The organism is Roseateles sp. 22389 (assembly GCF_052044995.1).
Classification (GTDB): Bacteria; Pseudomonadota; Gammaproteobacteria; order Burkholderiales; family Burkholderiaceae_C; genus Roseateles.
The window spans coordinates 34,802-59,160 of record NZ_JBQEOF010000022.1 but is presented as its reverse complement, the minus strand read 5'-3'; the positions used below and the strand labels follow the sequence as shown (position 1 = coordinate 59,160).

General features: G+C 71.7%; 22 protein-coding genes. 9 read left to right on the top strand and 13 right to left on the bottom strand.

The window, feature by feature from the left end; translation table 11 throughout:
- Window positions 1-207 precede the first annotated feature (207 nt).
- The gene (locus tag ACTJKJ_RS23330; RefSeq protein WP_440822382.1) at window positions 208-1,860 is read right to left on the bottom strand and encodes a diguanylate cyclase domain-containing protein; all 1,653 of its coding nucleotides are present in this window, start codon (window positions 1,858-1,860) and stop codon (window positions 208-210) included.
- A gap of 101 nt (window positions 1,861-1,961) precedes the next feature.
- Window positions 1,962-3,497, bottom strand: coding sequence for a CoA-acylating methylmalonate-semialdehyde dehydrogenase (locus tag ACTJKJ_RS23325; protein ID WP_091729235.1), 1,536 nt, complete (start codon window positions 3,495-3,497; stop codon window positions 1,962-1,964).
- Between the two features lie 101 nt (window positions 3,498-3,598).
- On the opposite strand from ACTJKJ_RS23325, the gene ACTJKJ_RS23320 reads away from it, so the two are divergent.
- Window positions 3,599-4,561 (top strand): LysR family transcriptional regulator, encoded by a 963-nt coding sequence (locus ACTJKJ_RS23320; RefSeq protein ID WP_183483492.1) that lies wholly within the window; start codon window positions 3,599-3,601, stop codon window positions 4,559-4,561.
- A gap of 4 nt (window positions 4,562-4,565) precedes the next feature.
- Here ACTJKJ_RS23320 and ACTJKJ_RS23315 read toward each other — a convergent pair whose 3' ends face one another.
- Entirely contained in the window at window positions 4,566-5,729 is a 1,164-nt protein-coding gene (locus ACTJKJ_RS23315) for an MFS transporter (protein ID WP_297379640.1), read from the bottom strand.
- On the bottom strand, window positions 5,726-6,505 hold the full coding sequence (locus ACTJKJ_RS23310) for a DeoR/GlpR family DNA-binding transcription regulator (RefSeq protein WP_440822379.1): 780 nt from the start codon (window positions 6,503-6,505) through the stop codon (window positions 5,726-5,728). Before ACTJKJ_RS23310 ends, ACTJKJ_RS23315 begins: the two co-directional genes overlap by 4 nt.
- A 264-nt stretch (window positions 6,506-6,769) precedes the next feature.
- On the opposite strand from ACTJKJ_RS23310, the gene ACTJKJ_RS23305 reads away from it, so the two are divergent.
- The 3 genes from ACTJKJ_RS23305 (at window position 6,770) to ACTJKJ_RS23295 (ending at window position 10,183) form a co-directional block, all read left to right on the top strand.
- The gene (locus ACTJKJ_RS23305; RefSeq protein ID WP_440822377.1) at window positions 6,770-9,175 is read left to right on the top strand and encodes a S8 family peptidase; all 2,406 of its coding nucleotides are present in this window, start codon (window positions 6,770-6,772) and stop codon (window positions 9,173-9,175) included.
- The gene (locus ACTJKJ_RS23300; RefSeq protein ID WP_440822375.1) at window positions 9,172-9,594 is read left to right on the top strand and encodes a hypothetical protein; all 423 of its coding nucleotides are present in this window, start codon (window positions 9,172-9,174) and stop codon (window positions 9,592-9,594) included. Before ACTJKJ_RS23305 ends, ACTJKJ_RS23300 begins: the two co-directional genes overlap by 4 nt.
- A gap of 79 nt (window positions 9,595-9,673) precedes the next feature.
- Window positions 9,674-10,183, top strand: a complete 510-nt coding sequence (locus ACTJKJ_RS23295) for a DinB family protein (RefSeq protein ID WP_440822373.1) — start codon at window positions 9,674-9,676, stop codon at window positions 10,181-10,183.
- A gap of 9 nt (window positions 10,184-10,192) precedes the next feature.
- On the opposite strand, the gene ACTJKJ_RS23290 is transcribed toward ACTJKJ_RS23295, so the two are convergent.
- Complete coding sequence (locus ACTJKJ_RS23290) at window positions 10,193-10,651, bottom strand: GNAT family N-acetyltransferase (RefSeq protein WP_440822438.1); 459 nt, start codon at window positions 10,649-10,651, stop codon at window positions 10,193-10,195.
- Window positions 10,652-11,073: 422 nt separating this feature from the next.
- Here ACTJKJ_RS23290 and ACTJKJ_RS23285 point away from each other — a divergent pair, with 422 nt between their 5' ends.
- On the top strand, window positions 11,074-11,895 hold the full coding sequence (locus ACTJKJ_RS23285) for a YecA/YgfB family protein (protein WP_440822371.1): 822 nt from the start codon (window positions 11,074-11,076) through the stop codon (window positions 11,893-11,895).
- Window positions 11,896-11,898: 3 nt separating this feature from the next.
- On the opposite strand, the gene ACTJKJ_RS23280 is transcribed toward ACTJKJ_RS23285, so the two are convergent.
- The 4 genes from ACTJKJ_RS23280 to ACTJKJ_RS23265 all read right to left on the bottom strand — a co-directional run bounded on the left by ACTJKJ_RS23280 (window position 11,899) and on the right by ACTJKJ_RS23265 (window position 18,008).
- Window positions 11,899-14,472 carry a prolyl oligopeptidase family serine peptidase gene (locus ACTJKJ_RS23280; protein WP_440822369.1) on the bottom strand — a complete coding sequence of 858 codons (2,574 nt, stop codon included), beginning with the start codon at window positions 14,470-14,472 and terminating at the stop codon, window positions 11,899-11,901.
- A gap of 114 nt (window positions 14,473-14,586) precedes the next feature.
- Window positions 14,587-15,906 (bottom strand): Hsp70 family protein, encoded by a 1,320-nt coding sequence (locus tag ACTJKJ_RS23275; protein WP_440822367.1) that lies wholly within the window; start codon window positions 15,904-15,906, stop codon window positions 14,587-14,589.
- Between the two features lie 113 nt (window positions 15,907-16,019).
- Window positions 16,020-17,333, bottom strand: coding sequence for a D-amino acid dehydrogenase (locus ACTJKJ_RS23270; protein ID WP_440822365.1), 1,314 nt, complete (start codon window positions 17,331-17,333; stop codon window positions 16,020-16,022).
- A gap of 54 nt (window positions 17,334-17,387) precedes the next feature.
- Window positions 17,388-18,008 carry a LysE/ArgO family amino acid transporter gene (locus ACTJKJ_RS23265; protein WP_183493231.1) on the bottom strand — a complete coding sequence of 207 codons (621 nt, stop codon included), beginning with the start codon at window positions 18,006-18,008 and terminating at the stop codon, window positions 17,388-17,390.
- A gap of 120 nt (window positions 18,009-18,128) precedes the next feature.
- On the opposite strand from ACTJKJ_RS23265, the gene ACTJKJ_RS23260 reads away from it, so the two are divergent.
- A complete protein-coding gene (locus ACTJKJ_RS23260; RefSeq protein WP_147241557.1) occupies window positions 18,129-19,091 on the top strand; it encodes a LysR family transcriptional regulator ArgP in 963 nt (320 codons plus the stop codon).
- 31 nt (window positions 19,092-19,122) lie between these two features.
- Here ACTJKJ_RS23260 and ACTJKJ_RS23255 read toward each other — a convergent pair whose 3' ends face one another.
- Complete coding sequence (locus tag ACTJKJ_RS23255; protein WP_091729289.1) at window positions 19,123-19,335, bottom strand: hypothetical protein; 213 nt, start codon at window positions 19,333-19,335, stop codon at window positions 19,123-19,125.
- 274 nt (window positions 19,336-19,609) lie between these two features.
- Here ACTJKJ_RS23255 and ACTJKJ_RS23250 point away from each other — a divergent pair, with 274 nt between their 5' ends.
- Window positions 19,610-19,828: a hypothetical protein gene (locus ACTJKJ_RS23250; protein WP_297379604.1), complete on the top strand. Its 219-nt coding sequence runs from the start codon at window positions 19,610-19,612 to the stop codon at window positions 19,826-19,828.
- A 48-nt stretch (window positions 19,829-19,876) separates the two neighbouring features.
- Here the strand turns inward: ACTJKJ_RS23250 and ACTJKJ_RS23245 are convergent, their stop codons facing one another.
- Complete coding sequence (locus ACTJKJ_RS23245) at window positions 19,877-20,299, bottom strand: universal stress protein (RefSeq protein ID WP_091729294.1); 423 nt, start codon at window positions 20,297-20,299, stop codon at window positions 19,877-19,879.
- 195 nt (window positions 20,300-20,494) lie between these two features.
- Between ACTJKJ_RS23245 and ACTJKJ_RS23240 the strand changes: the two genes are divergently transcribed.
- Complete coding sequence (locus ACTJKJ_RS23240) at window positions 20,495-21,337, top strand: metallophosphoesterase (RefSeq protein WP_440822361.1); 843 nt, start codon at window positions 20,495-20,497, stop codon at window positions 21,335-21,337.
- On the opposite strand, the gene ACTJKJ_RS23235 is transcribed toward ACTJKJ_RS23240, so the two are convergent.
- Window positions 21,324-22,184 carry a citryl-CoA lyase gene (locus ACTJKJ_RS23235; protein ID WP_440822359.1) on the bottom strand — a complete coding sequence of 287 codons (861 nt, stop codon included), beginning with the start codon at window positions 22,182-22,184 and terminating at the stop codon, window positions 21,324-21,326. The two genes, ACTJKJ_RS23240 and ACTJKJ_RS23235, sit on opposite strands and share 14 nt — an antisense overlap.
- Window positions 22,181-23,383, bottom strand: a complete 1,203-nt coding sequence (locus tag ACTJKJ_RS23230) for a CaiB/BaiF CoA transferase family protein (protein WP_297379599.1) — start codon at window positions 23,381-23,383, stop codon at window positions 22,181-22,183. The genes ACTJKJ_RS23235 and ACTJKJ_RS23230 overlap by 4 nt, the downstream gene beginning before the upstream one ends.
- A gap of 148 nt (window positions 23,384-23,531) precedes the next feature.
- Here ACTJKJ_RS23230 and ACTJKJ_RS23225 point away from each other — a divergent pair, with 148 nt between their 5' ends.
- Complete coding sequence (locus tag ACTJKJ_RS23225) at window positions 23,532-24,347, top strand: IclR family transcriptional regulator (RefSeq protein ID WP_297379596.1); 816 nt, start codon at window positions 23,532-23,534, stop codon at window positions 24,345-24,347.
- The last annotated feature ends 12 nt before the right edge of the window (window positions 24,348-24,359 follow it).

Genomic DNA, 24,359 nt, shown 5'->3' with positions numbered 1-24,359 from the left:
CCGAAGGGAGGTGGAGGGGATGGGCTTGCGGGTCCGGCTCCGGCGTCGCGCGGTGCGCGCGACCAAGGTCGCGGGGCGCGGTGGAGCGTGGGAATCAGGCTGGCGCGAGGCTCAACCGCGCCGGTTTACCGGCCAGATGAGAACTCTTCTCATTGTAGAAACAGGCGCGGAGGCGCCACAGGCAAAACCTGTCCCCGTGTGCGGTCTTCAGGCCAGCGCGACGCGGTTGCGCCCCAGGTGCTTGGCCCGCTCGACCGCGGCGTTGGCGCGCGCGATCAGCAGGTCGGTCGCATAGGGTGGCGCGTTCGCCAGGCCCATGCTGAGCGTCACGTCCAGGCCCGCCGCCAGCTGGTGCCAGGGATGCACCGACACGCTGGCGCGGATGCGCTCGCAGACCTCGAAGGCGCGGTCCGCCACGGTGTCGGGGAAGACGACCAGGAACTCCTCGCCGCTCCAGCGCAGCAGCAGGTCGGAGCCGCGCGTGTTCTCGCGCAGCAGCTGCGCCAGTTCCTGCAGCACGCGGTCGCCGGTCTCGTGGCCATGCCGCTCGTTGATGTTGCGCAGGCCGTCGGCATCGATCAGCGCGACCGTCAGCGGCCGCGCTTCCTGCTCCGCCGCGCGTAGCAGCGGCGGCATGCGGGCCTCCAGGCAGCGGCGGTTGCCCAGCCCGGTGAGCGGATCCTTGAACTCGGCCGTGTCGCGCGTGTCGCCGCTCGTCGCGCCGCTGGCGAATTCCGCTTCCATCCGCGAGACGAAGTACTGCGACTGCGCCATCAGCTGCCCGACCGCGCGGCGGCGCTCCAGCGTGCGCGCCTGCTCCAGGTGGAACAGCGACGGCCCCAGCAGCGCCAGCGCCCGGGCCGCGCGGTAGCTGGCGTGATGCAGACGCAGGCTCAGGAACAGCGGCACCTGCGCAGGCGTGGCGGGCGTCGCCGTGGCGTCCACATCGACACCGGCGTTCGCGCCGAAGGCCACCGTCTCCTCATGCAGCGCCTGGAGCTGCTGCCACGCGGCGCTGGACTGGCCGCGCGCCAGTTGCAGCTCGGCCAGCATGCAGCGCAGGCGCCAGTCGAGCAGGCGGAAGCCGGCGCGCTGGCTGTCGTCGCGGGCCTCGGTCAGCAGCGGCTCGGCTTCGTCGAGGCGGCCCATCAGCAGCAGCACCTCGCCGAAGTTGGAGGCGGTCAGCGCGATGCCGTAGCGGTCGCCGAGTTGCAGCGAATGCGGACGCGCCTCGCGAGCGAGTTCCAGCGCGCGCTCGAGCGTGCGGGGCGCCTGCTCGGGCGCGGCGCCGTCGCGCTGCAGGTGGTACGCGCCGAGCGCGACGGTGCACAGGTTGGTCAGCGTGACCACCCGCTCGTAGGGCGTGGGGTTGGTGCGCAGCAGGCCGGCCGCCTCGCTCATCAGGCGCTCGGCCTGCCACGGGTCGCCCATGCGCTCGAAGCAGGCGCCCAGGCCGTTCAGCGCGACGGCGTGCAGCCGCAAGTCGCCCAGCTCGCCGGCGAGCTTGAGCGCCTCATGCGCGCAGGCCAGGCCTTGCTCGTAGGCGCCGAGCTCGCAGGCGGCCAGGCTCATCCAGCGCAGCAGTTCGCAGGCGGCGGGACTGGCGCCGAGCGGCCGCATCAGTCGCAACGCGCGCTCGCCGACGTCCAGCATGCCCGGCAGGTCGCCCATGCGCAGGCGGAAGAAGCCGCGCAGCCTGCCGGCTTCGGCCTGCTCGTTGATGAAGCCTTCGGCATCGGCGCGATGCCAGACGGCATCGGCCAGCGCGAGGCCGTCGTCCAGTCGCGCCTGCTGCTGCGCCAGACGGGCGCGCGCCAGCAGCTCGCTCAACGGCACGCCGTCGAGGGCTGCCGGGGACATCGGATCGGAGGAGGGATCGCCACTCGGAAACATCCGGCAAGCGTAGCCGATCGGGCGGCGCGCTCGCCACCGGCCCAGCGGCGATGGCAGTCCCGACCCGTCTACTTGCTGGTGGGCATCACGAACTCGGCGCCCTTGGCGATGCTCGCCGGCCAGCGCTGCATGACGCTCTTCTGCTTCGTATAGAAGCGCACGCCCTCCTCGCCATAGGCATGCATGTCGCCGAAGAGGCTCTTCTTCCAGCCGCCGAAGCCATGCCACGCCATCGGCACCGGGATCGGCACATTGATGCCGACCATCCCGACCTGCACGCGACGCGCGAACTCGCGCGCCACGTTGCCATCGCTGGTGAAGCACGCCACGCCATTGCCGAATTCATGCCCGTTGACCAGCTCCAGCGCCTCGCCGAAGTCCTTCACCCGCACGCAGGCCAGCACCGGGCCGAAGATCTCTTCCTTGTAGAGGCGCATCGACGGCCGCACGTGGTCGAACAGCGTGCCGCCGGTGAAGAAGCCGTCCGGCAGGCCCTCCACCTGATGGCCGCGGCCGTCGACGACCAGCGTCGCGCCTTCCTCGACCCCGTGGGCGATCGCCCCCTCGATGCGGTCGCGCGCCTCGCGCGTGACGATCGGTCCCATCTCGGCGTCCAGCGACATGCCGTTCTTGATCTTGAGCGCCTTCGCCCGCTCGGCCAGCTTGGGCACGATGCGGTCCGCGACATCGCCGACCAGCACCGCCACCGAGATCGCCATGCAGCGCTCGCCTGCCGAGCCGTAGGCGGCGCCGATCAGCGCGTCGACGGCCTGGTCGATGTCCGCGTCGGGCATGACGACCATGTGGTTCTTCGCGCCGCCCAGCGCCTGCACGCGCTTGCCGTGGCGGGCGCCGGTCTCGTAGATGTACTGCGCGATCGGCGTGGAGCCGACGAAGCTGAGCGCGCGCACGTCGGGGTGGTGCAGCAGCGCGTCGACGACCTGCTTGTCGCCCTGCACGACCTGGAAGATGCCGTCCGGCAGGCCGGCCTGCTGGAACAGCTCGGCGATGGCCAGGCTGGGCGACGGGTCGCGCTCGCTGGGCTTGAGGATGAAGGCGTTGCCGGTGGCGATGGCGATCGGCGCCATCCACATAGGGACCATGAAGGGGAAGTTGAAGGGCGTGATGCCCGCGACCACGCCCAGCGGCTGGCGGGTGGTCCAGTTGTCGATGCCGGTGGAGACCTGCTCGGTGAAGTCGCCCTTGAGCAGCTGCGGCACGCCACAAGCGAACTCGACGACGTCGATGCCGCGCGAGACCTCGCCCTGGGCGTCGGTGAAGACCTTGCCGTGCTCGGCGGTGATCATCGCGGCGAGGCGGTCGCGGTGCTGGTTCAGCAGCTCGAGGAACTTGAACATCACCCGCGCGCGGCGCAGCGGCGGCGCGTCGGCCCAGGCCGGGAAGGCGGCCTGCGCGGCGGCGACGGCGGCATCGACGTCCGCCGCGCTGCCCAGCTGCAGTTGCCGCGCCACCTGGCCGGTCGCCGGGTTGAAGACCGCCTGGCTGCGTCCCGAGCTCGCCGGGCGGCGCTCGCCGGCGATGAAGTGGGTGATGTCGGCGTTGTCGGTGAAAGCGACGGGGGCGACGGGGGCGCTCTGGCTCATGGCGGTCTCCTGCTTCTTGGGGGGATCGCCGTGAGTCTAGGCAGCGCGCCCTGCCCCGCCTAGGCCAGATCGCCGATCACATTGTTCGATAGACTGAACAAATGGCCCCGCGCTCCCCCGCCCCCTCCCCCGTCCGTGCCGAAGTCCGGGACGAACTGCTGTGGTCACAGCTGCAGGCGTTGATCGCGGTCGCACGGCTGGGCAGCTTCACGAAGGCGGCGCAGCGGCTCAACCTGTCCAAGGCGGCGGTGAGCCAGCGGATCGCCGACCTGGAACGCCACCTGGACCAGCAGCTGGTGCAGCGCACGACGCGCTCGGTGCGGCTGAGCGAAGCGGGCTCGCGCCTGGTCGAGCAGGCCGAGCCCGGCCTGGCCCTGCTCAGCCGCAGCCTGGGCGAGGCCCGCGAGTCCGCTGGCGCGCCGCGCGGCCTGCTGCGCGTAACCGCGCCGGTGGCGCTCGGGCGGCAGCATGTGGCGCCCGCGCTGCCGGCCTTCTTCGAGCGGTATCCGGAACTGCGCATCGAGCTCGACCTGTCCGACCGCCTGGTGCCGCTGGCGCAGGAGGGCTTCGACCTGGCGATCCGGCACACCAGCGCGCCGCCGGACACCCATGTCGCCTTCAAGCTCTGCCCGTCGCGGGCGCTGCTGACGGCCAGCCCGGCCTACCTCGCGCGCGCGGGTCGGCCGCAGCATCCGGCGGAACTGGCGCAGCATCACTGCCTGCCCTACCTGCGCCCGGGTCCGGCGCAATGGTTCTTCGAGCGCGCCGCCAGCGCGCCGGCGCCCGAGCGCCTGCGCGTGCCGGTGCAGGGCCTCTTCCGCGCGAGCAACAGCGAGGTGCTGCGCGACGCGGCGCTGTCGGGGCTGGGCATCGCGCTGCTGCCGGACTTCAGCGCCCGCGACGCGATGCGCGACGGCCGTCTGGTCGAGGTGCTGCCGGACTGGCGCGCCGTCGGCTTCTTCGGCGACGCGATCTACGCCATCCACCCGTGGAGCAGCCACACGCCGCAGGGCGTGCGGCTGCTGGTGGACCACCTCAAGGGCGTGATGGGCGGCGGCTACTGAGGGCTCAGCGCGTGACCTTCACCGCGCTCAAGGGCACCAGCGCGAGCAGCGCGGCCAGCAGCCAGAACGCGGTCGACAGTCCGACGCCCGCCGCGAGGAAGCCGATCAACGCCGGCCCGAGCAGCACGCCCGCATAACCCGCCGTCGTCACCGCCGAGACGGCGAACGCGGCGGGCATCACCGTCTGCTGGCCGGCGCGCCGGAACAGCACCGGCACGAGGTTGGACGCGCCCAGCCCGATCAACACGAAGCCCGCGAAGGCCACCGCGCGGACCGGCGCGAGCAGCAAGGCCGCCACGCCCAGCACCGCGACCACGCCGCCCACCACCAGCGTCCGGCGATCGCCCAGGCGCGCGACCACCGCGTCGCCGGTGAGCCGTCCCGCCGTCATCGCGATCGAGAACAGCATGAAGCCGATGCCGCCCTGCGCCGGCGCGACCAGCTTGGCCTCGGTCAGCAGCAGCGCGCTCCAGTCCAGCACCGCGCCTTCCGCGAGGAAGGTCACCGCGGCGAGCAGCGCCATCAGCCACACGAGGCCGCGCGGCATCACGAACAGCGGCCCGCTGGACGAGCGCGCCGTCTCCAGCACGTAGGGCCAGGCGACGACGACCGCCAGCGCCATCAGCGCGGCGCCCAGCAGCGTCGCGTGCAGCGGCTCGAAGTCCATCGACAGCAGCAGCGTCATGAAGGCCGCGCCGATGAAGCCGCCCACGCTGTAGAGCCCATGGAATCCGGACATCAGCGGCTTGCCCGCCGCGCGCTCGACCTCCAGCGCGTTGATGTTCATCGCCACGTCCAGCGATCCCAGGCATGCGCCGAAGGCCGCCAGCGCCAGGCCCAAAGTCCAGGGCGAGCCCGCGAAGGCCAGCAAGGGCAGCAGCGCCGCCATGCCGAAGCCGCTGCAGACCATCACCAACCGCGTGCCGAAGCGCGTGCTCAGCATGCCGGCCACGACCATCGCCACGACCGAGCCCAGGCCCAGGCACAGCAGCAGCACGCCCAGCGCGCCTTCATCGACGCCCAGCCGCTGCCGCGCGAAAGGCACCAGCGGCGCCCAGCACGCGACGCCGAAGCCCGCCACCAGGAAGGCCAGGCGCACGGCGAGGCGATGCTCGGGTTTCTCGACCACGGGCTCGGCGCCCGTGAGGCTCTGCGGCGCGGCGCTCATGCCGCGGTCTCCACGGCGATCACGTCGACCCCGGCTTCGCGCAGGCCGCGCACCACGCCGGCATCGAGGTCCTGCTCGATCACCGCCGTCTTGAGCATCGCGAAGTCGGCGATGTGATGCGGAGCGGAAGCACGTGCCTTGTCGCTGGTCAGCAGCGCCACGACCTGGCGGCTGTTCTGGATCAGCGTGCGCTTGAACGCCGCCTCGCTGAACTGCGTCGTCATGACGCCCTCCGCCACCGACAGCGAACAGACGCCGACGAAGCACCGGTCGATGCGCATCCGCGACAGCGCATCGACCGCGGCCGCGTCCACGCAGCCGCCCAGGTGGCGGTCGACCTCGCCGCCCAGCATCAGCAGCCGCAGGTCCTGCCGGCGCAGCACGGCCGCGGCCACGTCGACCGCGTTGGTGGCGATGGTCAGCCCGGAGTCCTCGGGCAGGAACTCGACCAGCGCGAGGTTGGTGCTGCCGGTGTCGATGAACACCAGTTCGTCCGGCCGGACCGTGGCCGCCCCCGCCCGCGCGAGCGCCGACTTGCGCCCCGGCGCCTCGCGCAGCCGCGCCGCCAGCGGACGGTCGCTGTCCTGCACCGGCACCGCGCCGCCATAAACGCGGCGGCACAGACCATCGGCCGCGAGCGCGCGCAGGTCGCGGCGGATCGCGTCCTCGGACAGCTTGAACTCGGCGGCGAGATCCGCCGCCACCACGGAGTGGCCGGCCGACAGGCGCTCGGCGATGAGCTGCCGGCGGGCTTGGGGAAGGTCGGGTTGCGTCATGTCGCGCCTCGGTTAAAGCGCCGCAGTATGCATGATCAATCTCGTTTATGCACGTTCATGCACGATTTATCGACCGCTGCTCGCACCGGGGCAGGCCGCCGTTTGACCCCTGCCGCCTCCCCCGCTGTGGGGAAACATCCCTGATCCGAGGGGCCTCGCCTTCCCTCCCATGGGGGTCGGCCTCCCTAGTCCATTGGTTTTTTCCTGAGGCGCCGCCGCCGAAAGTCGCCCCGGGCGGTCGATGTTGGCCGTCAGGAGACAGGTATGACTTCGTTGACTGTGATGCGTCGTCGCATGGCCGCCTGGGCGGCCCTGTGCGGCGCGACCGCCGCGCTGCTGGGCATGACGCCCGCCGCGGCACAAACCCTCAAGCCCGAGACCGACGTGGTCCAGGGCGTGACCCTGCGCACCGGCGAGGCGCTGCGCGTGGGCGGCTACTCGGCGCTGCGCGCGAAGGCGCTGCAATCGCCGCGCAAGCTGCGGGTGATCGCGCGGCTGTCGGCCTACGCGACCGGGGCCGGTCCCGCCGGCGAGCCCTTGCGCGCGATCGGCGAGACGCCCGCGATCCGCGGCGCGCGTGACCAGCTGGTGCTGCGCCTGCGAGCCCGCGGCGCCGACGCGGTGGAAGGCCTGCCCGACACCGCGCTGGTGGTGATGGAGGTCGATGCGGCCCAGCTCGATGCGCTGGTCGCCAACGGCGAGATCGCCGAGCTGACCGAGGACGTGCCGGTGCCCGCAACGCTGGCCGAGTCCGGCCCGCTGGTGCGGGCGCCGCAGGCCCATGCACTGGGCGCGCGCGGCGCCGGCACGACGGTGGCCATCCTCGACACCGGCGTGCAGGCCAACCATCCGTTCCTGAACGGGCGCGTCGTCGAGGAGGCCTGCTTCTCGACGACCTCGGCGGCCAACAACTCGACCTCGGTCTGCCCGGGCGGCGCGTCCAGCAGCACGGCGGTCGGCTCCGGCGCGGCCTGCGCGATCAGCGGCTGCGACCATGGCACCCACGTGGCCGGCATCGCCGCCGGCCGCGCCACCGGCGCCACCACCTTCAACGGCATGGCGCCCGACGCCAACCTCATGGCCGTGCAGGTGTTCTCGCGCTTCACCGACTCACCGGGGAACACGCCCTGCGCGAACTCGAACAAGGCCTCGCCCTGCATCCTGAGCTTCACCTCGGACCAGATCCGCGGCTTGCAACGGGTGCTGGAGCGGCGCGCGGCGCGCAACATCGTCTCGGCCAACATGAGCCTGGGCGGCGGCGTCAATGCCGCGGCCTGCGATGCCGATGCCCGCAAGGACGTCATCGACGACCTACTGGCCGTGCGCGTGGCCACGGTGATCGCGTCGGGCAACAACGGCTCGGCCACCGGCGTCAGCGCGCCAGGCTGCATCTCGACCGCGGTGACGGTGGGCTCGACGACCAAGAGCGACCTCGTCTCCAGCTTCTCCAACAGCGCGGCGCTGGTCGACCTGCTGGCGCCGGGATCGGGCATCACCTCGTCGGTGACCGGCAGCGGCTTCGGCGCGAAGAACGGCACCTCGATGGCGACGCCCCATGTGGCGGGCGCCTTCGCGGCGATCCGCTCGGTCGTGCCGGGCGCCAACGTCGGCGACATCCTCGGCGCGCTGCAGGCCACCGGCGTGGCGATCACCGACACGCGCAACAACCTCACGCGCCGGCGCATCAACCTGGAAGCGGCGGTGAACCAGCTCGCGCCGCAGCCCTTCGCGCTGTCCAGCGGCATGCTGTTCCAGATGCATGCCGACGGCCGCATCTGGGCCCACACCGGCGTGGCCTGCAACGGCGCCGGCTGCCCGGGCTGGGTGCTGCTCGACGCCAACCCGGCGACGCGCGCGATCGCGGCCGGCGGCAACGCGCTGTACCAGCTGCACGCGGACGGGAAGGTCTGGCGCTACACCGGCATCCGCTGCGGCGGCAATGCTTGCCCGGGCTGGCAGATGCTGGACAACAACCCGGCGACGAAGCAGATCGCGGCGGGCGGCACCTCGCTCTACCAGCGGCATGCGGACGGGAAGATCTGGCGCTCGACCGGCGCGGCCTGCTCGGGCAACAGCTGCCCGGGCTGGACGATGCTGGACAACAACCCGGCCACGATCGACATCGTCGCGGACGGCACGCGGCTCTACCAGCTGCACAACACCGGCGCGATCTGGCGCTCGACCGGCGCGGCCTGCTCCGGCAACAGCTGCCCCGGCTGGACCCAGCTGGACAACAACCCGCATGCCAAGGCGCTGGCCGCGGCGGGCGGCCAGCTGTACCAGCGGCATGACACCGGCGCGATCTGGCGCTCGACCGGCGTGGCCTGCACCGGCAACAGCTGCCCCGGCTGGACGATGCTGGACAACAACCCGGCGGCGCGCGAGATCGCGGCCAATGTCGGCGGGCTGTTCCAGCGCCATGCGGACGGCAAGATCTGGCGCTTCACCGGCCAGGTGTGTTCCGGCAACAGCTGCCCGGGCTGGACGATGCTCGACAACAACGGCGCGACCGTGCAGATCGAGGCGGCTACCAGCGGGCTCTACCAGCGCCATGGCAATGGCCGCATCTGGCGCTCGACGGGCGCGGCCTGCTCGGGCAACAGCTGCCCGGGCTGGGTGATGCTGGACAACAATCCGGCGACCAGCACCATCGTGACGGCCCAGCCATGAGGTCCCGGTCACCGCGTCTGTCGCGCCTGCGCATGCCGGCGGGCATCGCCGCCGCCCTGATGGGCACGGCCTGCGCGCTGATGGGCGGCGACGGCGCGGTGGCCGGCTCGCCGGGCGCGCCGCTGTTTTCTTCCACCGTGGAGTGCCCTGCCATGGAGGCCATCGAAGGCGCCGCGGCGCTGCTCGCGTCGCTGGACCGAAGCCCGAACCGCACGGTCCGGGTGCTGCTGCGGCTCAAGCCGGGGCCGGCCGCGATGGCCGGCGCACGGCGCGCGCTCGACGCGGCGAAGGCCGCGGTCGAGCCGATCGGCGGCCGGCCGCTGCTGGTCGCCGAACTCACCGCCGCGCAGCTGCGAGCGGTGCTCGCGAGCTGCGAGGTGATCGGCGTCCAGCCGGACGAGGCCGTGCCCCCGAGCTGACCTTCGGCGAGGCGGAAGCGGCGCTGTCATGATGTCGCCCAGCCGAGGCCCATCCCGGGCCGATTGCCAAGGAGCGCCCATGAGCACCGCATCGATGCTGTCGACCCTGTTCCGCTACCAGGCCTGGGCCCACGACGGGTTCCTGCGGGCGATCGAGGACCTCGATGCCGAGCGGTTCGGGGAGGAGCGCCACCTGGCGCTGCGCGTGCTGAACCACGTGTTCGTCGTCAACCAGATCTTCACCGGCCACCTGACCGGGCAGCCGCACGGCTACGAGGCCAACAACACCGTCGACACGCCCACGCCGCAGGCGCTGCGCGCGGCGCATGCGGCGTCAGACCGTTGGCTGCTGGAGTACGTCGCGGCCATCACGCCCGAGCAACTGGCCGAGCGCATCGCGTTCACCTTCACCGACGGCGGCCGCGGCGCGATGACGCGCGAGGAGATGCTGTTCCATGTGGTCACCCATGACGGGTACCACCGCGGCGAGGTGGGACGGATGCTCAAGCAGATCCAGTCACCGCTGCCGTGGGACACCTTCGCGGTGTTCCTGCATCAGGATCAGCCGGAGCGGCGCGGACAGGGTTGAGGGCGGACCTCAGTCCGCGGGCCTGAGGTAGTAGAGATCGAACTCGCCCTCTTCCACCAACTCGAATCCGTGCCGCTGATAGAAGCGGTTGGAGTCGCTCTGCTTCAGCGCACCGACACGCACCGGCAGGCGGAGTGCTCGCGCTTCGCGGAAGACTTCGGCGAGCACGCCGGCGCCGATGCCGCGTCCCTGCCAGGCCGGATCGATATAGAGATGATCGAGCGCCAGCCAGCCGGGCTGCTGCGTCGTGACGACGAAGCCAAGGCGCTGCCCGTCGACGACGATGTGGCGCGTGCGCTCGGGATCGAAGCTGGAGAGGAAGCGCTCGCGCGCCCGCTGCGGATCGAAGCGGCCGATGCGTTCGAGGCTCTCGCGCATCGCGGCGATGCGCAGCGCGACAAGGGCTTCGGCGTCGTCCAGGACGGCGGCGTCGAACCGGAGAACGGCGGGGCTTGGCACGGTCGGCATGGCGCGCATCGTAAGCGCGGTGCCGATCGATTCGGACCCACAAAAAAGGACGCCCGACCAGCGGAGCTGACCGGGCGTTGCAAGTCCTAGAAAGGACGTCGTTGGGATCGGTGCCGTCCATCGGGGCCGAAGGCCGCGCCGTTGGAAGGCGTGAGGTGGACTCTAGGGCGAACCCTGAGGACGCGGCATCCCCTCAAGGTGGGATACCCGGGGAAATTGGTCAGCAGGTGTAAGGAGCACTCCGCATTACGGAAAACCGCGGCGGATCTCACGCCGCGACCCATGACTTCCGTTCGCCGGCGCACACAAGGCATCCCGGTCGACGTGCCCAGGCGCGGATCCTGTCGCCGGTGTCGTGGACAACGCGGTTGCGCCGGGGGTCGCTTCAGGCGGCGTACACGCGCGCCGGATAATCCCGCCCCATGACCGCGCCCAAGCCTCCCAAGAAGTCCGCGCCCCGGCCGCCTGCAAGCAAGACCTCGGGCTCGCCCGCGAGGGCCGGCACGCCGTCGCACGGGCCGCGTCCGCAGCCTCACCGCCCCGCGATCGACACGCCCAGCGCGCCGCCGGAGCCGTGGAGCGACGACGACCTCGACGAGCTGCAGTCGCTGCTCGACGAAGTCCCGGCGCCGCTGGAGCCACTCGATGCCTCGATGCTCGACGGCTTCCTGGTCGCGGTGATCCTGCAGCCCAAGCCGGTGCCGCTGTCCGACTGGTGGCGCTGGGTGCTCGACGCCGAGGAGGGCCGGCCCGCCCCGGCGCGCTACGACGCCCAGCCGCTGCTGCAGCTGGTCCAGCGCCGCGAGCATCAGCTCAAACAGGCCATCGCCGATCGGCAGTGGTTCGACCCCTGGGTCTTCGAGCTCGACGAGGACGCGTCCCCGTCGGAGACCGTGCTGCCCTGGGTCGCCGGTTTCGCGCTGGCCGCCGACCTGTTCCCGGCGCTGATGAACCTGGACGAGTCCGAACTCAACGAGCCGCTCGCCCAGCTCTACATGCATCTGGATCCCGAGGACCTCGAGGACGCGGACGCGCTGCTCGAGGAGATCGAAAGCCTGGAGCCGCCCGAGGAACTGGACGAGGCCGTCGAGAGCCTGGTGCGCGCCAGCCTGCTGCTGGCGGACATCTCGCGGCCGCGCCCCGCGCCGAAGCCGCAGCGGTCGGGCGGTCCCGGCGGACCGAGGGGTCCGGGCGGCCCCGCCGGTCCGCGCCGCGGCGGACCGCCGCCCCGCCGGCCCCGCTGAGGCTCAGCGCGCGGCGGGCGGCTTGGGCTCGGCGTCCTCCGCGGCGGACGGCGTCGCGCTCGGTGCGATGGACGCAATCGGCGCGCCGGGCCCCACCTGGCGCTTCATCCACTCGCTCATCTCCCACAGCGTGTGCCCCACCGACTCGCGCGCCGAGTAGCCGTGCGACTCGAAGGGCAGCGTGACGTAGCGCACCGAGCCGCCGGTGCCCGCGAGCGCCTGGTACAGCCGCGCGCTCTGCATCGGAAAGGTGCCGGGGTTGTTGTCCAGCTCGCCGTGGATCAGCAGCAGCGGCTCCTTGAGCCGGTCGGCGTAGTTGAACGGCGAGAGCTTCTGGTAGACCTCCTGCGCCTCCCAGTAGGTCCGGCGCTCGCTCTGGAAACCGAAGGGCGTGAGGCTGCGGTTGTAGGCGCCGCTGCGCGCGATGCCCGCCTTGAACAGCCGGGTGTGCGCCAGCAGGTTGGCCGTCATGAAGGCGCCGTAGCTGTGGCCGCCCACCACCATGTGGTCGCGGTCGCTGACGCCCAGGTCCACCGCCTTGTCGATGATGGCCTGCGCGTTGGCGGTGATCTGCGCGATGAAGCTGTCGTTCACCGTCTTGGGATCGCCCACCACCGGCATCGTCGCGTCCATCAGCACGACGTAGCCGTCCAGCAGCAGCATCAGCGGGCTGGTGCCCGGGAAGACGTTGAAGCGGTTGCTGGAGCCGCTGACCTGGCCCGCGGTGGAGGCGTCGGTGTACTCCAGCGGATAGGCCCAGACGACGGTCGGCCGGCGCTCGCCGGGCTGGTAGCCGGGCGGCTTGTACAGCCAGAACGACAGCGCCACGCCGTCCTCGCGCTTGAAGCGCACGAACTCGCGCTGGATCTCGCGCAGCTGCGGCGCCGGGTCCTTGACGTCCGTCAGCGGCGTCAGCTCGGCCAGTGACGGACCGCTGCGCAGCACCACGTTGCCTGGCTCGCTGACGCTCTCGCGCACCGTCAGCACGCGGCGGCCCTCGCCATCGAGCACCGCCAGCGGACGCTCATGGTGCGCGGCGTCGCCGCCGTTGACCGGCGCGCCGGACTGGAACACCCGCGACTTCTTGTTGTCGGCGAGCCCCAGGCGGTCGATGAAGGGCTTGTCGCCCTCGGGGCTGGCGCCGGTGCCGAAGTACCAGAGCGCGCCCTCGTCGACCCGCACGACCGCGCGGCCGGTGGACAACATCCGCTGCAGCGGCGTGCCGGGATCGCGATAGCGGTCGCGCACCGAGCGCTCGATCAGCCGCTGCGCGGCCGCGCCGCCGTCCATCGTGACCAGCTCGGTCGAGGTGCGCATCTTCGCCAGGTCGAAGTCCTGCACCAGCGCCTGGCGACCGCCCTCGAGGAAATCGAGCCGGCTCAGCCGCTGCGCGACGCGGTGCACCTCGCGCGCCTCGCCGGTGTAGGGCGGGTCCAGCCGCATCAGGCGGTCGCGATGCGGCGCGGGCACGCGGGTGTCGCCGCCGTCGAGCGCCTCGACCCAGTAGACGGCGCCGTCCGCGCCCGGCGAGGCGAAGAAGTGGCGCGGCCCGGTGATGACGCCCTCGACCGGCACGCCTTCCTTCAGCCGCGTGCGGCCGACGGGCACGACCTTGCCGTCGACACCGCGCACCTCGGCCTGGGCCGCGAAGTCGTCCCAGCCGACCTGGTAGCTGAACGGCTCCAGCAGCCGCATCGTCAGCAGCTGGCCCGGCGTGCCCAGCGCCTCGAGGTGGCTGAACAGGCCCGGCTCCCCGATCGGCCGCACCGCGCCAGTGTTCAGGTCGACGCGCGCCAGCTGCGAGCTCGCGTGATGCGCGAAGACGGCCGCCTCCTGCGCGTTGCCCAGCAGGTCCTGCTGCGTGCGCTCCGGCGAGTTGCGGCCGATGGATTCCTGGATCGACGGCCCCGACGGCGCGTTGAACACCGGCGCCGGCCCGCGCTTGGCGGGCACCGTCAGCGTGACCAGCTCATGGTCGTTGAGCCACACGACGTCGTTCTCCAGCATCGTGTGCAGCTTGAGCCGGGGCACCGCCTTCAGCTTGCCGGTCGCGACCTCGCCCACCCACAGCTCGACCGCGGTGTCGGTGCGGCGGTTCAGCAGGAAGCGCTTGCCGTCGGGCGAGAAGCGCAGCTGATGGAAGGCGCCGCCGGCCGGCAGCGCGACGGGGCGCTCGGTCCCCTCGGCACCGCCTTGCAGCGGGCGCAGCGACAGCGATTCGATCGCGGTGATCAGCTGCGGGCTGTCGGTCGCCGGGTCGTAGCGCAGGCCGGCGTGGCGCAACACCGGCCGGGCCAGCTCGGCGACGGTGCGGAGCTTGCGCGGCACCACGATGGCCAGCGTGCGCTGGTCGGGGGAGACCAGGTAGCTCGGCAGCGCCTTGGCATCGAGCACCGCGCGGATCGCCGGCGACGGCTGCTGGTAGATCTGCGCGAGCGTCGCGGCCGAGGTCAGCGCCGAGGTGGCGGCCGGCTCGTCCGCCGACGCGGCGCGGGCGGCGCTGGCGACGAGTCCGCCGAACACGGCAGCCAGGGACAGGGTGAGCGGGATCAGCGACGGGACGCGCGCTTGGGGCATGGATGGACACCGTGAAGCGAAGGAAGGCGGCAATCTAGCAGCGCCCTCCGCCGCCGACGGGGCATGTCGCTCGGGGTGATCCCGAGGTTTCAGGCCCGCTCGCTCACGTCCGGATCACGCAGCGAACAGACGCGCGGCGTGCAGCCCGAGCCCGGTGGCGACGGAGGCGAAGCGGTCGCCGCGCACGGGCCGCGCCGCGGGGAAATCGGCGGCGATGCGGTCGGCCAGCACCGTCAGGCCGGTCGAGCCGCCGGTGAAGTACAGCGCGTCGACGTCCGAGGGCTGGAGCCCCGCCCGCTCGACGGTCTCGCGGCCCGCCTGCGCGATGCGCTCGATGTCGTCGCGCAGCGCGCCCATCGCGGCCGTCTCGGACAAGGCGACCGACAGGCCCGATTCGATCAGCCCCAGGTCGATCGTGCAGTCGCCGCCGGCCGCGACGGCGATCTTGGCCTCCTCGGCGCGATGGGCGAGCTCATGGCCCAGGCGCTCCTCCAGCACCGTCATCAGGCGCTGGTGATGGCGCGGGTCGCCGTAGAAGCCCTTCATGTTGCGCAGCTCGATCACCCGCTGCGGGCTGTAGCAGGTGTTGATCAGGTGCCAGGTCGCCAGGTCGAAGTAGACGCCGCTGGGCACCTCGCGCGGCGTCTGGTCCGGCTTGGCGGGACCGAGGGCGCGATAGCCGAATTCGCGCAGGATGCCGGTCAGCTCGATGTGACGGTCGAAGTCGGTGCCGGCGATGTGGACGCCGTGGTTGGCGAGGATGTCGTCGCGGCGGTCCAGGCGCCGGATGCGCTCCGGCCCGACGCGCACCAGCGAGAAGTCGGAGGTGCCGCCGCCGATGTCGGCCACCAGGACCAGCTGCTCGCGATCGGCCTGCTGCTCGAAGTCGAAGGCCGCGGCGATCGGCTCGAACTGGAAGTGCACGTCCTCGAAGCCCGCCGCCCGCGCCGCCGCGGCCAGCGAGGCCTGCGCGGCCGCATCGCGCTCGGGCTCGCCGTCGACGAAGTAGACCGGGCGGCCCAGCACCACGCGGCGCGGCTCGTGCCCGTCGCGCGCGGCCTGCCGGCGCAGGCGCTTCAGGTAGCCGGCGAGCATGTCGGCGTACTTCACGCCCCGTCCGCCGCCGACGTCGGTGACCTGATCGATCAGGCTGGAGCCGAGGATGCTCTTCATCGAGCGCATCAGGCGCCCGTCGACGCCTTCCTCGTAGGCGGCCATCGCCGCGCGGCCGAAGGCGCGCGGCGGGCCGTCGGCATCGTGGCGGCCCTCGGCGTAATAGAAGACCGCGGTCGGCATCGTGACCTTGTCGTCCTCCAGCGGCACCAGGCGCATCGCGCCGGGGCGCGCGGCGTCCGGCACGGCGACGGCCGAGTTGGAGGTGCCGAAGTCGATGGCGCAGAAGTCGCGCGGCAGGTCGGTGGACGGGGAGGACATGGCGCGGCGGTCGGAAATGCGAAAAGGGCGCGGATTCTAGCCGCGCCCTTTTTTCGGCGTCCCGGCGTGCCGATGACGCCGGCAGGGGCTCCACCGGTCGGGCGGGCCGGCGCTCAGGCGGCCTGGAGGCTGCGCACCGCGCGCGCCGGCAGCGCGTCGCCGTAGAAACCGAAGTCCAGGTCCGGACGCTTGCCGCTCATCAGCTCGGCCAGCGCGCGGCCGGAGCCCGCGCCGTGCGTCCAGCCCAGCGTGCCGTGACCGGCGTTGATCCACAGGTTCGAGGCCTTCTGGCTGCGCCCGATGTAGGGCACGTTGGTCGGCGTGCTGGGCCGCAGGCCGGTCCAGTAGTTCGGCTCGGACAGGTCGGCGACGCCGGGGAACAGCTCCTCGTAGCGGCGCACCAGCGACTCGCAGCGCACCTTGGAGGTCGGGCTGTCCAGGCTGGTGTCCAGGCCCACCAGCTCGGCCGTGCCGGCGATGCGGACGAAGTCGCCCAGGCGCGAGATCGCGATCTTGCGCGCGTCGTCCAGCAGGCTGACGGTGCTGGCCTGCTCCGGCCGCTTCAGCCGCAGCGTGGCCGAGTAGCCCTTGGCCGGATAGATGTTGAGGTGCTCGCCCAGCGGCTTGGTCAGGCCGGGCGCGTAGGAGGCCAGCGCCACGACGTAGGCGTCGCCCTTGAGCCATTGCGTCTGGCCGGTCTCGCGGGACTGGACCTGCACGCCGGCGACTTCGTTGCCCTGCGGCTGCAGCGTCACGATGTCGTGGTTCCACAGGAACTGCGCGCCGCGGCGTTCGGCCAGCTTGGCCAGCGCCTGGGTGAAGACGCGCGCGTCGCCGGATTCGTCGCTGGGCGTGTAGGTGCCGCCGAAGACCGCGTGCTGGGCCGAGCGCAGCGCCGGCTCGATCGCCAGGACCTCGTCGCGGCTCAGCACCCGGCGGTCGACGCCGTGACGGCGCATGATCTCGGCGCCCTGCGCGCCGGCCTCGAAGTCGGTCTCGCTGCCGAAGAAGTGCAGGATGCCCTTCTGCAGGCGGTTGTACTGGATGCCGGTCTCGGCGACGAGCGCCTGCAGCGACTCGTGGCTGTAGCGGCCCAGGCGCACCAGCTGCTCGACGTTGCGCTCGAACGCGGCCGTCGTGCACTGGCCCAGGAAGGACAGGCCCCAGCGCCATTGCGCCGGATCCAGCCGCGGGCGGAACAGCAGCGGCGCATCGTCCTTCAGCAGCCACTTGGCGACCTTGAACGGCGCGCCGGCATTGGCCCAGGGCTCGCAGAAGCAGACCGAGATCTGCGCGCCGTTGGCGAAGCTGGTTTCCAGCGCCGCATCGGGCTGGCGGTCGACGACGACGACATCGTGACCCTGGTCCAGCAGGTACCAGGCGGTGTGGATGCCGATGATGCCGGCGCCGAGGACGATGACCTTCATGGGAGAGCTCCAGGTGAACTTGTGGTTCCGCTTCGATGCAGCGTGGGGCGGGCTTCAGGCCAGCGGGCGCAGGATCAGCTGCAGTCCCAGGATGGCCATCACGAGGGCGATCAAGGCATCGATGCTGCGCCAGACCGCCGGGCGGCGCAACGGCACCGCCACCGCCGCCGCGCCGAAGCCCAGCAGCGAGAACCACATCCACGACGCCACCGAGGCGCCGGCCGCGAAGGGCAGCTGCATGCCGGCCGGCTGCTGCGCGCCGACGGTGCCCAGCAGCACCACGGTGTCCAGGTAGACGTGGGGATTCAGGTAGGTCATCGCCAGCGTGCTGCCTAGCACCGCGCCCAGCGAGCCACTGCCCGCCTGCGCCTGCAGGCCGGCCTGGGGCGACATCGCCCGCAGCGCCGCCTTGAGGCCGTAAGCCAGCAGGAAGGCCGCGCCGCCCCAGCGGAAGACCTCCATCAGCAGCGGGCTCGCGGCGATCAGCCGTCCCAGCCCGAACACGCCCAGCCAGATCAGCAGCATGTCCGACAGCGCGCACACCAGCACCACCGGCGCCACGTGCTGGCGCATCAGGCCCTGGCGCAGCACCAGCGCGTTCTGCGCGCCGATGGCGACGATCAGGCCGGCTCCGGTGAGCCAGCCTTGCAACAGGGCTGCGCTGGGGGACGACATCGGGGGTGTTTGGGCGGGCGGGTGGAGCAGCGGATTGTGGTTAGGCGCCGTCATTCCATGAAGCAGGATTAATATCTCAGCGCATACATTAGGGCTGCTAATAGAGCCTTGGAGATCTCGATGAAGGATCTGGACGCCGCGGGGCTGGACTGCCTGGCCGCGCTAGCCGACGAGCGCAGCTTCGAGCGCGCCGCGGAGACGCTGGCGATCACGCAGAGCGCCGTCTCGCAGCGCCTGCGCAACCTGGAAGCGCAGGTGGGCCAGTTGCTGGTCGTGCGATCCCGGCCGCTGCGGCTGACCGAGCCCGGCAAGCGCCTGCTGCGCTATGCCCGCCAACTGGCGGCGCTGCGCTCGGACGTGGTGCGGGAACTGGGCGTGCAGTCGGCCCAGGCAGAGCGCCTGCCGATCGCGGTGAACGCCGACAGCCTCGCGACGTGGGTGCTGCCGGCGCTTGACCCGCTGGTGCAGCGCGGCCTGCGGGAGGGCTTCGGGCTGGAGCTGGTCGTCGACGACCAGGACTTCACCCACGACTGGCTGCGGCAGGGCGAGGTGCTGGGCTGCGTCACCACCGTGCCGCAGGCGCTGCGCGGCTGCATCGCGCAGCCGCTGGGCGTGATGCGCTACATCGCCATCGCCAGCCCGGACTTCGCCGCGCGGATGCTGCCCCATGGGCTGGGCGAGGCCAACTTCGCGCAGGTGCCCTTCCTGGTCTTCAACCGCAAGGACGACGCGCAGCAGCAGTGGGTCCGCCAAGCGATGGGCCTGCGCTCGGCGCGGCTGAACGCGCGCTATGTGCCGTCCAGCGAGGGCTACGTGAACGCGGTGCGGATGGGCTGGGGGGTGGGCGTGGCGCCGGAGCTGCAGGTGCGGCCGCTGCTCGCGAGCGGCGAGCTGGTGGCGCTGCGGCCGGAGGTGCAGGTGGCGGTCGCCCTGTACTGGCACCAGTGGAAGCTGGGCGGCGAGACGGCCGTCGGGGGAGAACCCCGGCGCGCGGCCCCTGAAGGAGGGACACCGCCGGCCTTGCTGGATCAGATTGGCGAGGCCTTGGCGCGGGGCGCGCGGGAGGCGTTGATGCCGGCCTGAGGTCGGCGGGTCGATGCGTTGACGCAGCGCGTCAGCGCTTGACCGCGGCCAGCTGGATCTTGGTCTGGGGCTGGAGCTGGGCGGCCGGGACGGCCGATGCCGGCGCGGCGCCTTGCTGGGCCAGGTGCAGGCGGAAACCGCCACGCTCGTGCTTGTCCTGGACGGAGCTCGCCAGCCACGCCGAGGTCAGCACGACGCTGCTGACGATGGCCCAGGTCATCGACTTGTGGATCAGCGGGGACATGAGGGGGGCCAGGCGGCGGAGGTATTAGGGAAGGCCCGGAGCATAGTCACCCCCGATTGAGGGGGGGATCACACCTAAGTGGGGTGCGTGGTTATTCCGCCTCAGCTGTGGCGGGGTCACCCCAATCTGTGTGTATTTGTGAACACGATTCCGGAGCACCCGCGATCTGGGGATTCTCCCGAAGACGAAGGCGCGCAAACTGGGGCTCACCGCGCGGCGCTCCGCATCGGCACCGGGCGGCGGAACCACCCCGTGCTTTTCGACGAGGTCCATCATGCGCATCACCTCCGCCCTGAGCCTTTTCCGTCGCCCCAGTGCCGCGCGAGAGCCGGAACCGGCCGACATGGGGACCGCGTTCGGCATGGAAGCGAGCTTCGGCGACGACAGCGAGTACGAGGACTTCCGGCGCAGCGACTACGGCCTGGAGTCCGAAGCCGCACCGCCGGCGACGGTCAGCTCGCCGCTGTCCTGGATGGCGGCCCGCCGCGGATGAATCGACAAGGCGCCCCGTCGGGCGCCTTTTTCGTTGGGCCGGGCGGTGTCAGCGGATCAGCAGCACCGGCACGTCGCTGTGGGCCATCACCTTGGTGGCGACCGAGCCCAGCACCAGCTTGCCCAGCGCCGTGTGGCCGTGCGAGCCCATCATCAGCAGGTCGAAGCGGCCCTTTTCCGCCACAGCGGTGATCGCATCCGACGCGTGACCGGTCTTGACGACGTACTGGGCCTTGATGCCGCGCTTGTCCATGAAGGCACGGATCGGCTTGAGCACCTTCTCCGCCTCTTCCTGGTAGTAATCGGCCAGCACGGCCTTGTCGAGCACCGCGGCCGCGCGGGGCGGCACGCCGGCCACCACGTGCACCACCGTGTAGTCGTGGGCTCCGCCCAGCCATTCGTCGTGGGCGGAGAGATAAGCCAGCATGCGCTTGGAATAAGTGCTGCCATCGACGGCGACCAGGATCTTCATGGCGGTGTCCCTCTCTGTCGGCCGACGACCGGCCGCGGGGCAGTGTGGCACAGAGCGCTCTCTGGAAAGCCGCACCCTGGGCGCAGGCCGCGGCTGAATTGACGTTGGACAATGCGGGCTCCCCGGCCGGTCGCGAGCCGCCCGGGCCGCGTTCCCGGACCCTTCCTCCGCCATCCGCCCAACCGCCCCTCCGCCGTGCGCCTGCAACTGATCTCCGACCTCCACCTCGAGCGCCAGACCGACTTCCAGACCGTCGCCGCGCCCGATGTCGATCTGCTGGTGCTGGCAGGCGACGTCGGCTCGTACCAGGCGGGCTCGCGGCTGGTGACCGACGACTTCGGCCTGGGCCGCTTCTCGCCGCGGCGCGCGGACGCGCCATGGCGGCGCGTGCTCTACGTCCCGGGCAACCACGAGTACGACGGCCTCGAGTTCGCCACCGCCCAGGCGCGGCTGCGCCAGACCTGTGCCGACCTCGGCATCGAGTGGCTGGACCGCGAGCAGATCGTCATCGGCGACGTGCGCTTCATCGGCACCACGCTGTGGGCCGACTTCGACGCGCTGGCCGCGCGCGAAGCCACCGTGACGAAACAGCTGGCGGCGCGCGAGAAGGCCTTCCGCGCCGCGAATTTCTACCTGCGCCGCTACTCGACGCTGGTCGACAGTCGGCACCTGCTGGCCGAGGGGCAGCGGGAACTCGCGCTGGACTGCCAGGCCTGGCTGCGTGCGGCGCTGGCCGTCCCGTTCGACGGCAAGACGGTGGCCGTCACCCACTACGCGCCGAGCCTGCGCAGCGCCGATCCGCGCTATGGGCTGACGCCGGGCACCGCGGGTTTCTGCAACTCGCTCGACGAGCTGCTCCCCTTCGCCGACCTGTGGCTGCACGGTCACCTGCACTGCGCCCACGACTATGTCGTCGAGTCGCCCTCCGGCCCGCGCGGCGAGCTGCCGCACCGCTGCCGGGTCGTCGCGAACCCGCTGGGTTACGCGAGCAAGGGCGAGCAGGAAGACTACCGGCCCGAGCTCGTCATCGAGGTCTGACGGGCGGCGGGCCGTCGTAGGTCCAGAGGTAGTCGCGCGGCATCGGACCCTTGTTGCGGCCGCCCTGCTGCGTCTGCTCCCACGCGTGAGCCAGGATGCCGACCGAGCGCGACAGGCAGAACAGGCCGCGCGCCAGCGGCGCCGGGAAGCCGAGTTCGGCGTAGATCACGGCTGTCGCGCCGTCGATGTTCATCGGGATGCGCCGGCCGTCCTTGCGCCATTGCAGCTCGGCCTCGACCGCGCGCCCGATCGACGCGAAACGGCCCGACACCACGCCGAGCTGCGCGGCTTCGTCCACCAGCGCCAGCAGCCGCGGCGCGCGCGGATCCACCGGGTGGAAGCGGTGGCCGAAGCCCGAGACGAACTTGCCCCGCAGCGCGATGGCCTCGTCCAGGCCCGCGGCGACGGCGGCCTCCAGCGTCGCGCCGGCGTCCATCCGCGCCGCGATCGACTGCAGCATCTCCACGCATTGCTCGCCCGCGCCGCCATGCACGTCGCCCAGCACATTCATCGCCGACGCCATCGCGTTGTTCAGGCCCACGCCGCAGGTGGCCGCCATGCGCGCGATCGCGATGCTCGGCGCTTGCGGCCCGTGGTCGACCGCCGCCATCAGCGCCATGTCCAGCAACTGGGCCTGCTCCGCGCCGGGCAGCTCGCCGCGCGTCATCAGCCAGATCATCTGCGCGAAGCTGACCTGCCCGATCAGGTCCTCGATCGCATGGCCGCGGTAACGGATCACGCCGGGCGACATCTCGATGATCGACGTCCGCCACCAGTCCGCCACGCGCGGATCGCGAGCGGGCGCCTGCGCGTCGCCATCCGCCGCCGGAAATTCCTGCCCGCTCATACCGCCTTCTCCTCGATCAATGCCGCCCGCTCGGCGGCGCCGTAGCCGAGTTCCTCCAGGATGGCGCCGGTGTGCTCGCCGAGCCGCGGCGGCGGCCGGTCCACCGACGGCGCCTCGCCATTGAGCTTGAAGCCGGTGCGCAGCACGTGGATGTCGCGGCCGACGCCGGGCACGTCCTCGAAGCGCTCGACCAGGCCGCGCTGCGCGATCTGCGGCTGCTCGAGCGCCGCCTTCACCGACAGCACCGGCCCCGCCGGCACGCCGGCCTCGTTGAGGCGCTGCCACCAGTCGCTGGCCGGCCGGGCGGCCAATGCGGCCTCGAGCCGCTGCTTGAGTTCGGCCCGATGCTGCAGCCGCGCCTGGCGATCGACGAAGCGCGGATCGGTCTTCCACTCGGGATGGCCGGCCACGTCGCAGACGGCCTCGAACTGCTCCTGCTTGTTGGCCGCGATGTTCAGCAGCCCGTCGCCGGTGCGGAAGGCGCCGGACGGACTGGCCGTCACGTTGTCGTTGCCCATCGGGCGCGGCTCCTGGCCCGCGACCAGCAGGTTCGACACCGCCCAGCCCATCGTCGCCATCGCGGCCTCGAGCATGGAGACGTCGATGAAGACGGCCTCATCGCGGTCACGGTCCGCCAGCGCCGCGGCGATCGCCATCGCGGCGGTCAGGCCGCCGATCGTGTCGGCGACCGGATGGCCGACGCGCAGCGGCGCCGTCGCCGCGTCGCCGGTGATGCTCATCATCCCGGACATGCCCTGGATGATCTGGTCGTAGGCCGGCAGGTCGCGCAGCGGGCCGTCCTGGCCGAAACCGGAGATCGCGCAGTAGACGAGCCGCGGCTGGATCAGACGAAGCGCCTCGAAACCGACGCCCAGCCGCTGCATCACGCCGGGCCGGAAGTTCTCGACCAGCACGTCGGCAGTCGCGACCAGCTTGCGGAACACCGCCTGGCCGGCCGGGCGCTTGAGGTCGATGGTGATTGAGCGCTTGCCCGGGTTCTGGGCCAGGAAGGACGCGCCCATCCGCGCCCGGTTGAGCGCCGCGTCGGCACCGAGTTGCCTGGCCAGGTCGCCGGTTTCGCGCGCCTCGACCTTGATGACATCGGCGCCCAGGTGGGCCAGTTGGTGGCAGGCGAATGGGCCCGCGAGGACGTTCGTCAGGTCCAGCACGCGCACGCCGCGCAGCGGGGAAAGGCTCATGGTGGGCTCCGTCGCGCATGCCTGCGTTGTGTCCGCATGCGTTGGTGAAAGTTCTATCTGACAGAACGTTGATTTGTCTGATAGAACTTTAGGACGACTTGATCCGCCCGAACAGGGCCTGGGACAAGGGAATTACGAGGGAATACCCATGGCTGACCGCAAGACCGCCCCCGCCCGCCCCCCGGAACCCGCCGATGGAGGGGGCTCGTCAGCGGACGCCGACTCCAGCGGGGTGGCGGTGCTCGACCGCGCCTTCGCTCTTCTGGGGGCCTTCGGTCAGGACGACGACAGCCTGTCGCTGGCAGAGCTGGCGCGCCGGACCGATCTCTACAAGAGCACGGTGCTGCGGCTGCTCGGTGCGCTGGAACACGGCGGCTTCGTGCGCCGGCTGTCGGATGGCCAGTACGCCATCGGCCCGGCGCCCCTGCGGCTGGCGACGATCTACCAGCGCTCGTTCCAGGTCGGGCCGGCGGTGGAGCCGCTGCTCAAGCAGCTGAGCGCCGACACCGGCGAGACGGCGTCCTTCTACGTCCGGCACGGCGACGCCCGCATCGCGCTCTACCGCTGGGAGCCCGCGCGTTCGGTGCGCGCCGCGGTGGCGGTGGGCCAGCAGTACGCCTTGCGCCAAGGCGCCTCGGGCAAGGTGCTGTGCGCGTTCTCGGAGGACCGGAGCGCCGGCTTTGAGGCGATCCGGGCGCGGGCCTGGGCCGATTCCTACGGCGAGCGCGAGCCGGACACCGCCTCGGTCGCCGCACCGGTGCTGGCGGCCGACGGACGGGCACACGGGGCGATCGCGGTTTCCGGACCGCGGATCCGCCTGTCGCCTCCGACGACGATGCTGGCGGCTTGTGAGGCGGTGCTGGGCGCCGCCCGGGAAGCGACACGCCTGCTTGGAGGCGACGTCGCACGGCTCGAGGCCGCGTCGCGCGCGCTCAGCCTCGACCAGTTCAGCGGCGGCGCCTGAGCGCCGCGCGCG

Excerpts from the sequence above, each read along its gene's own strand:
- ACTJKJ_RS23290 (WP_440822438.1), bottom strand. The coding sequence starts at position 10,651 with ATGCCGACCGTGCCAAGCCCCGCCGTTCTCCGGTTCGACGCCGCCGTC.
- ACTJKJ_RS23235 (WP_440822359.1), bottom strand. The coding sequence starts at position 22,184 with ATGAGCGGGCAGGAATTTCCGGCGGCGGATGGCGACGCGCAGGCGCCC.
- ACTJKJ_RS23325 (WP_091729235.1), bottom strand. The coding sequence starts at position 3,497 with ATGAGCCAGAGCGCCCCCGTCGCCCCCGTCGCTTTCACCGACAACGCC.
- ACTJKJ_RS23230 (WP_297379599.1), bottom strand. The coding sequence starts at position 23,383 with ATGAGCCTTTCCCCGCTGCGCGGCGTGCGCGTGCTGGACCTGACGAAC.
- ACTJKJ_RS23310 (WP_440822379.1), bottom strand. The coding sequence starts at position 6,505 with ATGACGCAACCCGACCTTCCCCAAGCCCGCCGGCAGCTCATCGCCGAG.
- ACTJKJ_RS23305 (WP_440822377.1), top strand. The coding sequence starts at position 6,770 with ATGACTTCGTTGACTGTGATGCGTCGTCGCATGGCCGCCTGGGCGGCC.
- ACTJKJ_RS23260 (WP_147241557.1), top strand. The coding sequence starts at position 18,129 with ATGAAGGATCTGGACGCCGCGGGGCTGGACTGCCTGGCCGCGCTAGCC.
- ACTJKJ_RS23280 (WP_440822369.1), bottom strand. The coding sequence starts at position 14,472 with ATGCCCCAAGCGCGCGTCCCGTCGCTGATCCCGCTCACCCTGTCCCTG.
- ACTJKJ_RS23300 (WP_440822375.1), top strand. The coding sequence starts at position 9,172 with ATGAGGTCCCGGTCACCGCGTCTGTCGCGCCTGCGCATGCCGGCGGGC.
- ACTJKJ_RS23315 (WP_297379640.1), bottom strand. The coding sequence starts at position 5,729 with ATGAGCGCCGCGCCGCAGAGCCTCACGGGCGCCGAGCCCGTGGTCGAG.
- ACTJKJ_RS23330 (WP_440822382.1), bottom strand. The coding sequence starts at position 1,860 with ATGTCCCCGGCAGCCCTCGACGGCGTGCCGTTGAGCGAGCTGCTGGCG.
- ACTJKJ_RS23285 (WP_440822371.1), top strand. The coding sequence starts at position 11,074 with ATGACCGCGCCCAAGCCTCCCAAGAAGTCCGCGCCCCGGCCGCCTGCA.
- ACTJKJ_RS23245 (WP_091729294.1), bottom strand. The coding sequence starts at position 20,299 with ATGAAGATCCTGGTCGCCGTCGATGGCAGCACTTATTCCAAGCGCATG.
- ACTJKJ_RS23275 (WP_440822367.1), bottom strand. The coding sequence starts at position 15,906 with ATGTCCTCCCCGTCCACCGACCTGCCGCGCGACTTCTGCGCCATCGAC.
- ACTJKJ_RS23320 (WP_183483492.1), top strand. The coding sequence starts at position 3,599 with ATGGCCCCGCGCTCCCCCGCCCCCTCCCCCGTCCGTGCCGAAGTCCGG.
- ACTJKJ_RS23270 (WP_440822365.1), bottom strand. The coding sequence starts at position 17,333 with ATGAAGGTCATCGTCCTCGGCGCCGGCATCATCGGCATCCACACCGCC.
- ACTJKJ_RS23250 (WP_297379604.1), top strand. The coding sequence starts at position 19,610 with ATGCGCATCACCTCCGCCCTGAGCCTTTTCCGTCGCCCCAGTGCCGCG.
- ACTJKJ_RS23265 (WP_183493231.1), bottom strand. The coding sequence starts at position 18,008 with ATGTCGTCCCCCAGCGCAGCCCTGTTGCAAGGCTGGCTCACCGGAGCC.
- ACTJKJ_RS23255 (WP_091729289.1), bottom strand. The coding sequence starts at position 19,335 with ATGTCCCCGCTGATCCACAAGTCGATGACCTGGGCCATCGTCAGCAGC.
- ACTJKJ_RS23295 (WP_440822373.1), top strand. The coding sequence starts at position 9,674 with ATGAGCACCGCATCGATGCTGTCGACCCTGTTCCGCTACCAGGCCTGG.
- ACTJKJ_RS23225 (WP_297379596.1), top strand. The coding sequence starts at position 23,532 with ATGGCTGACCGCAAGACCGCCCCCGCCCGCCCCCCGGAACCCGCCGAT.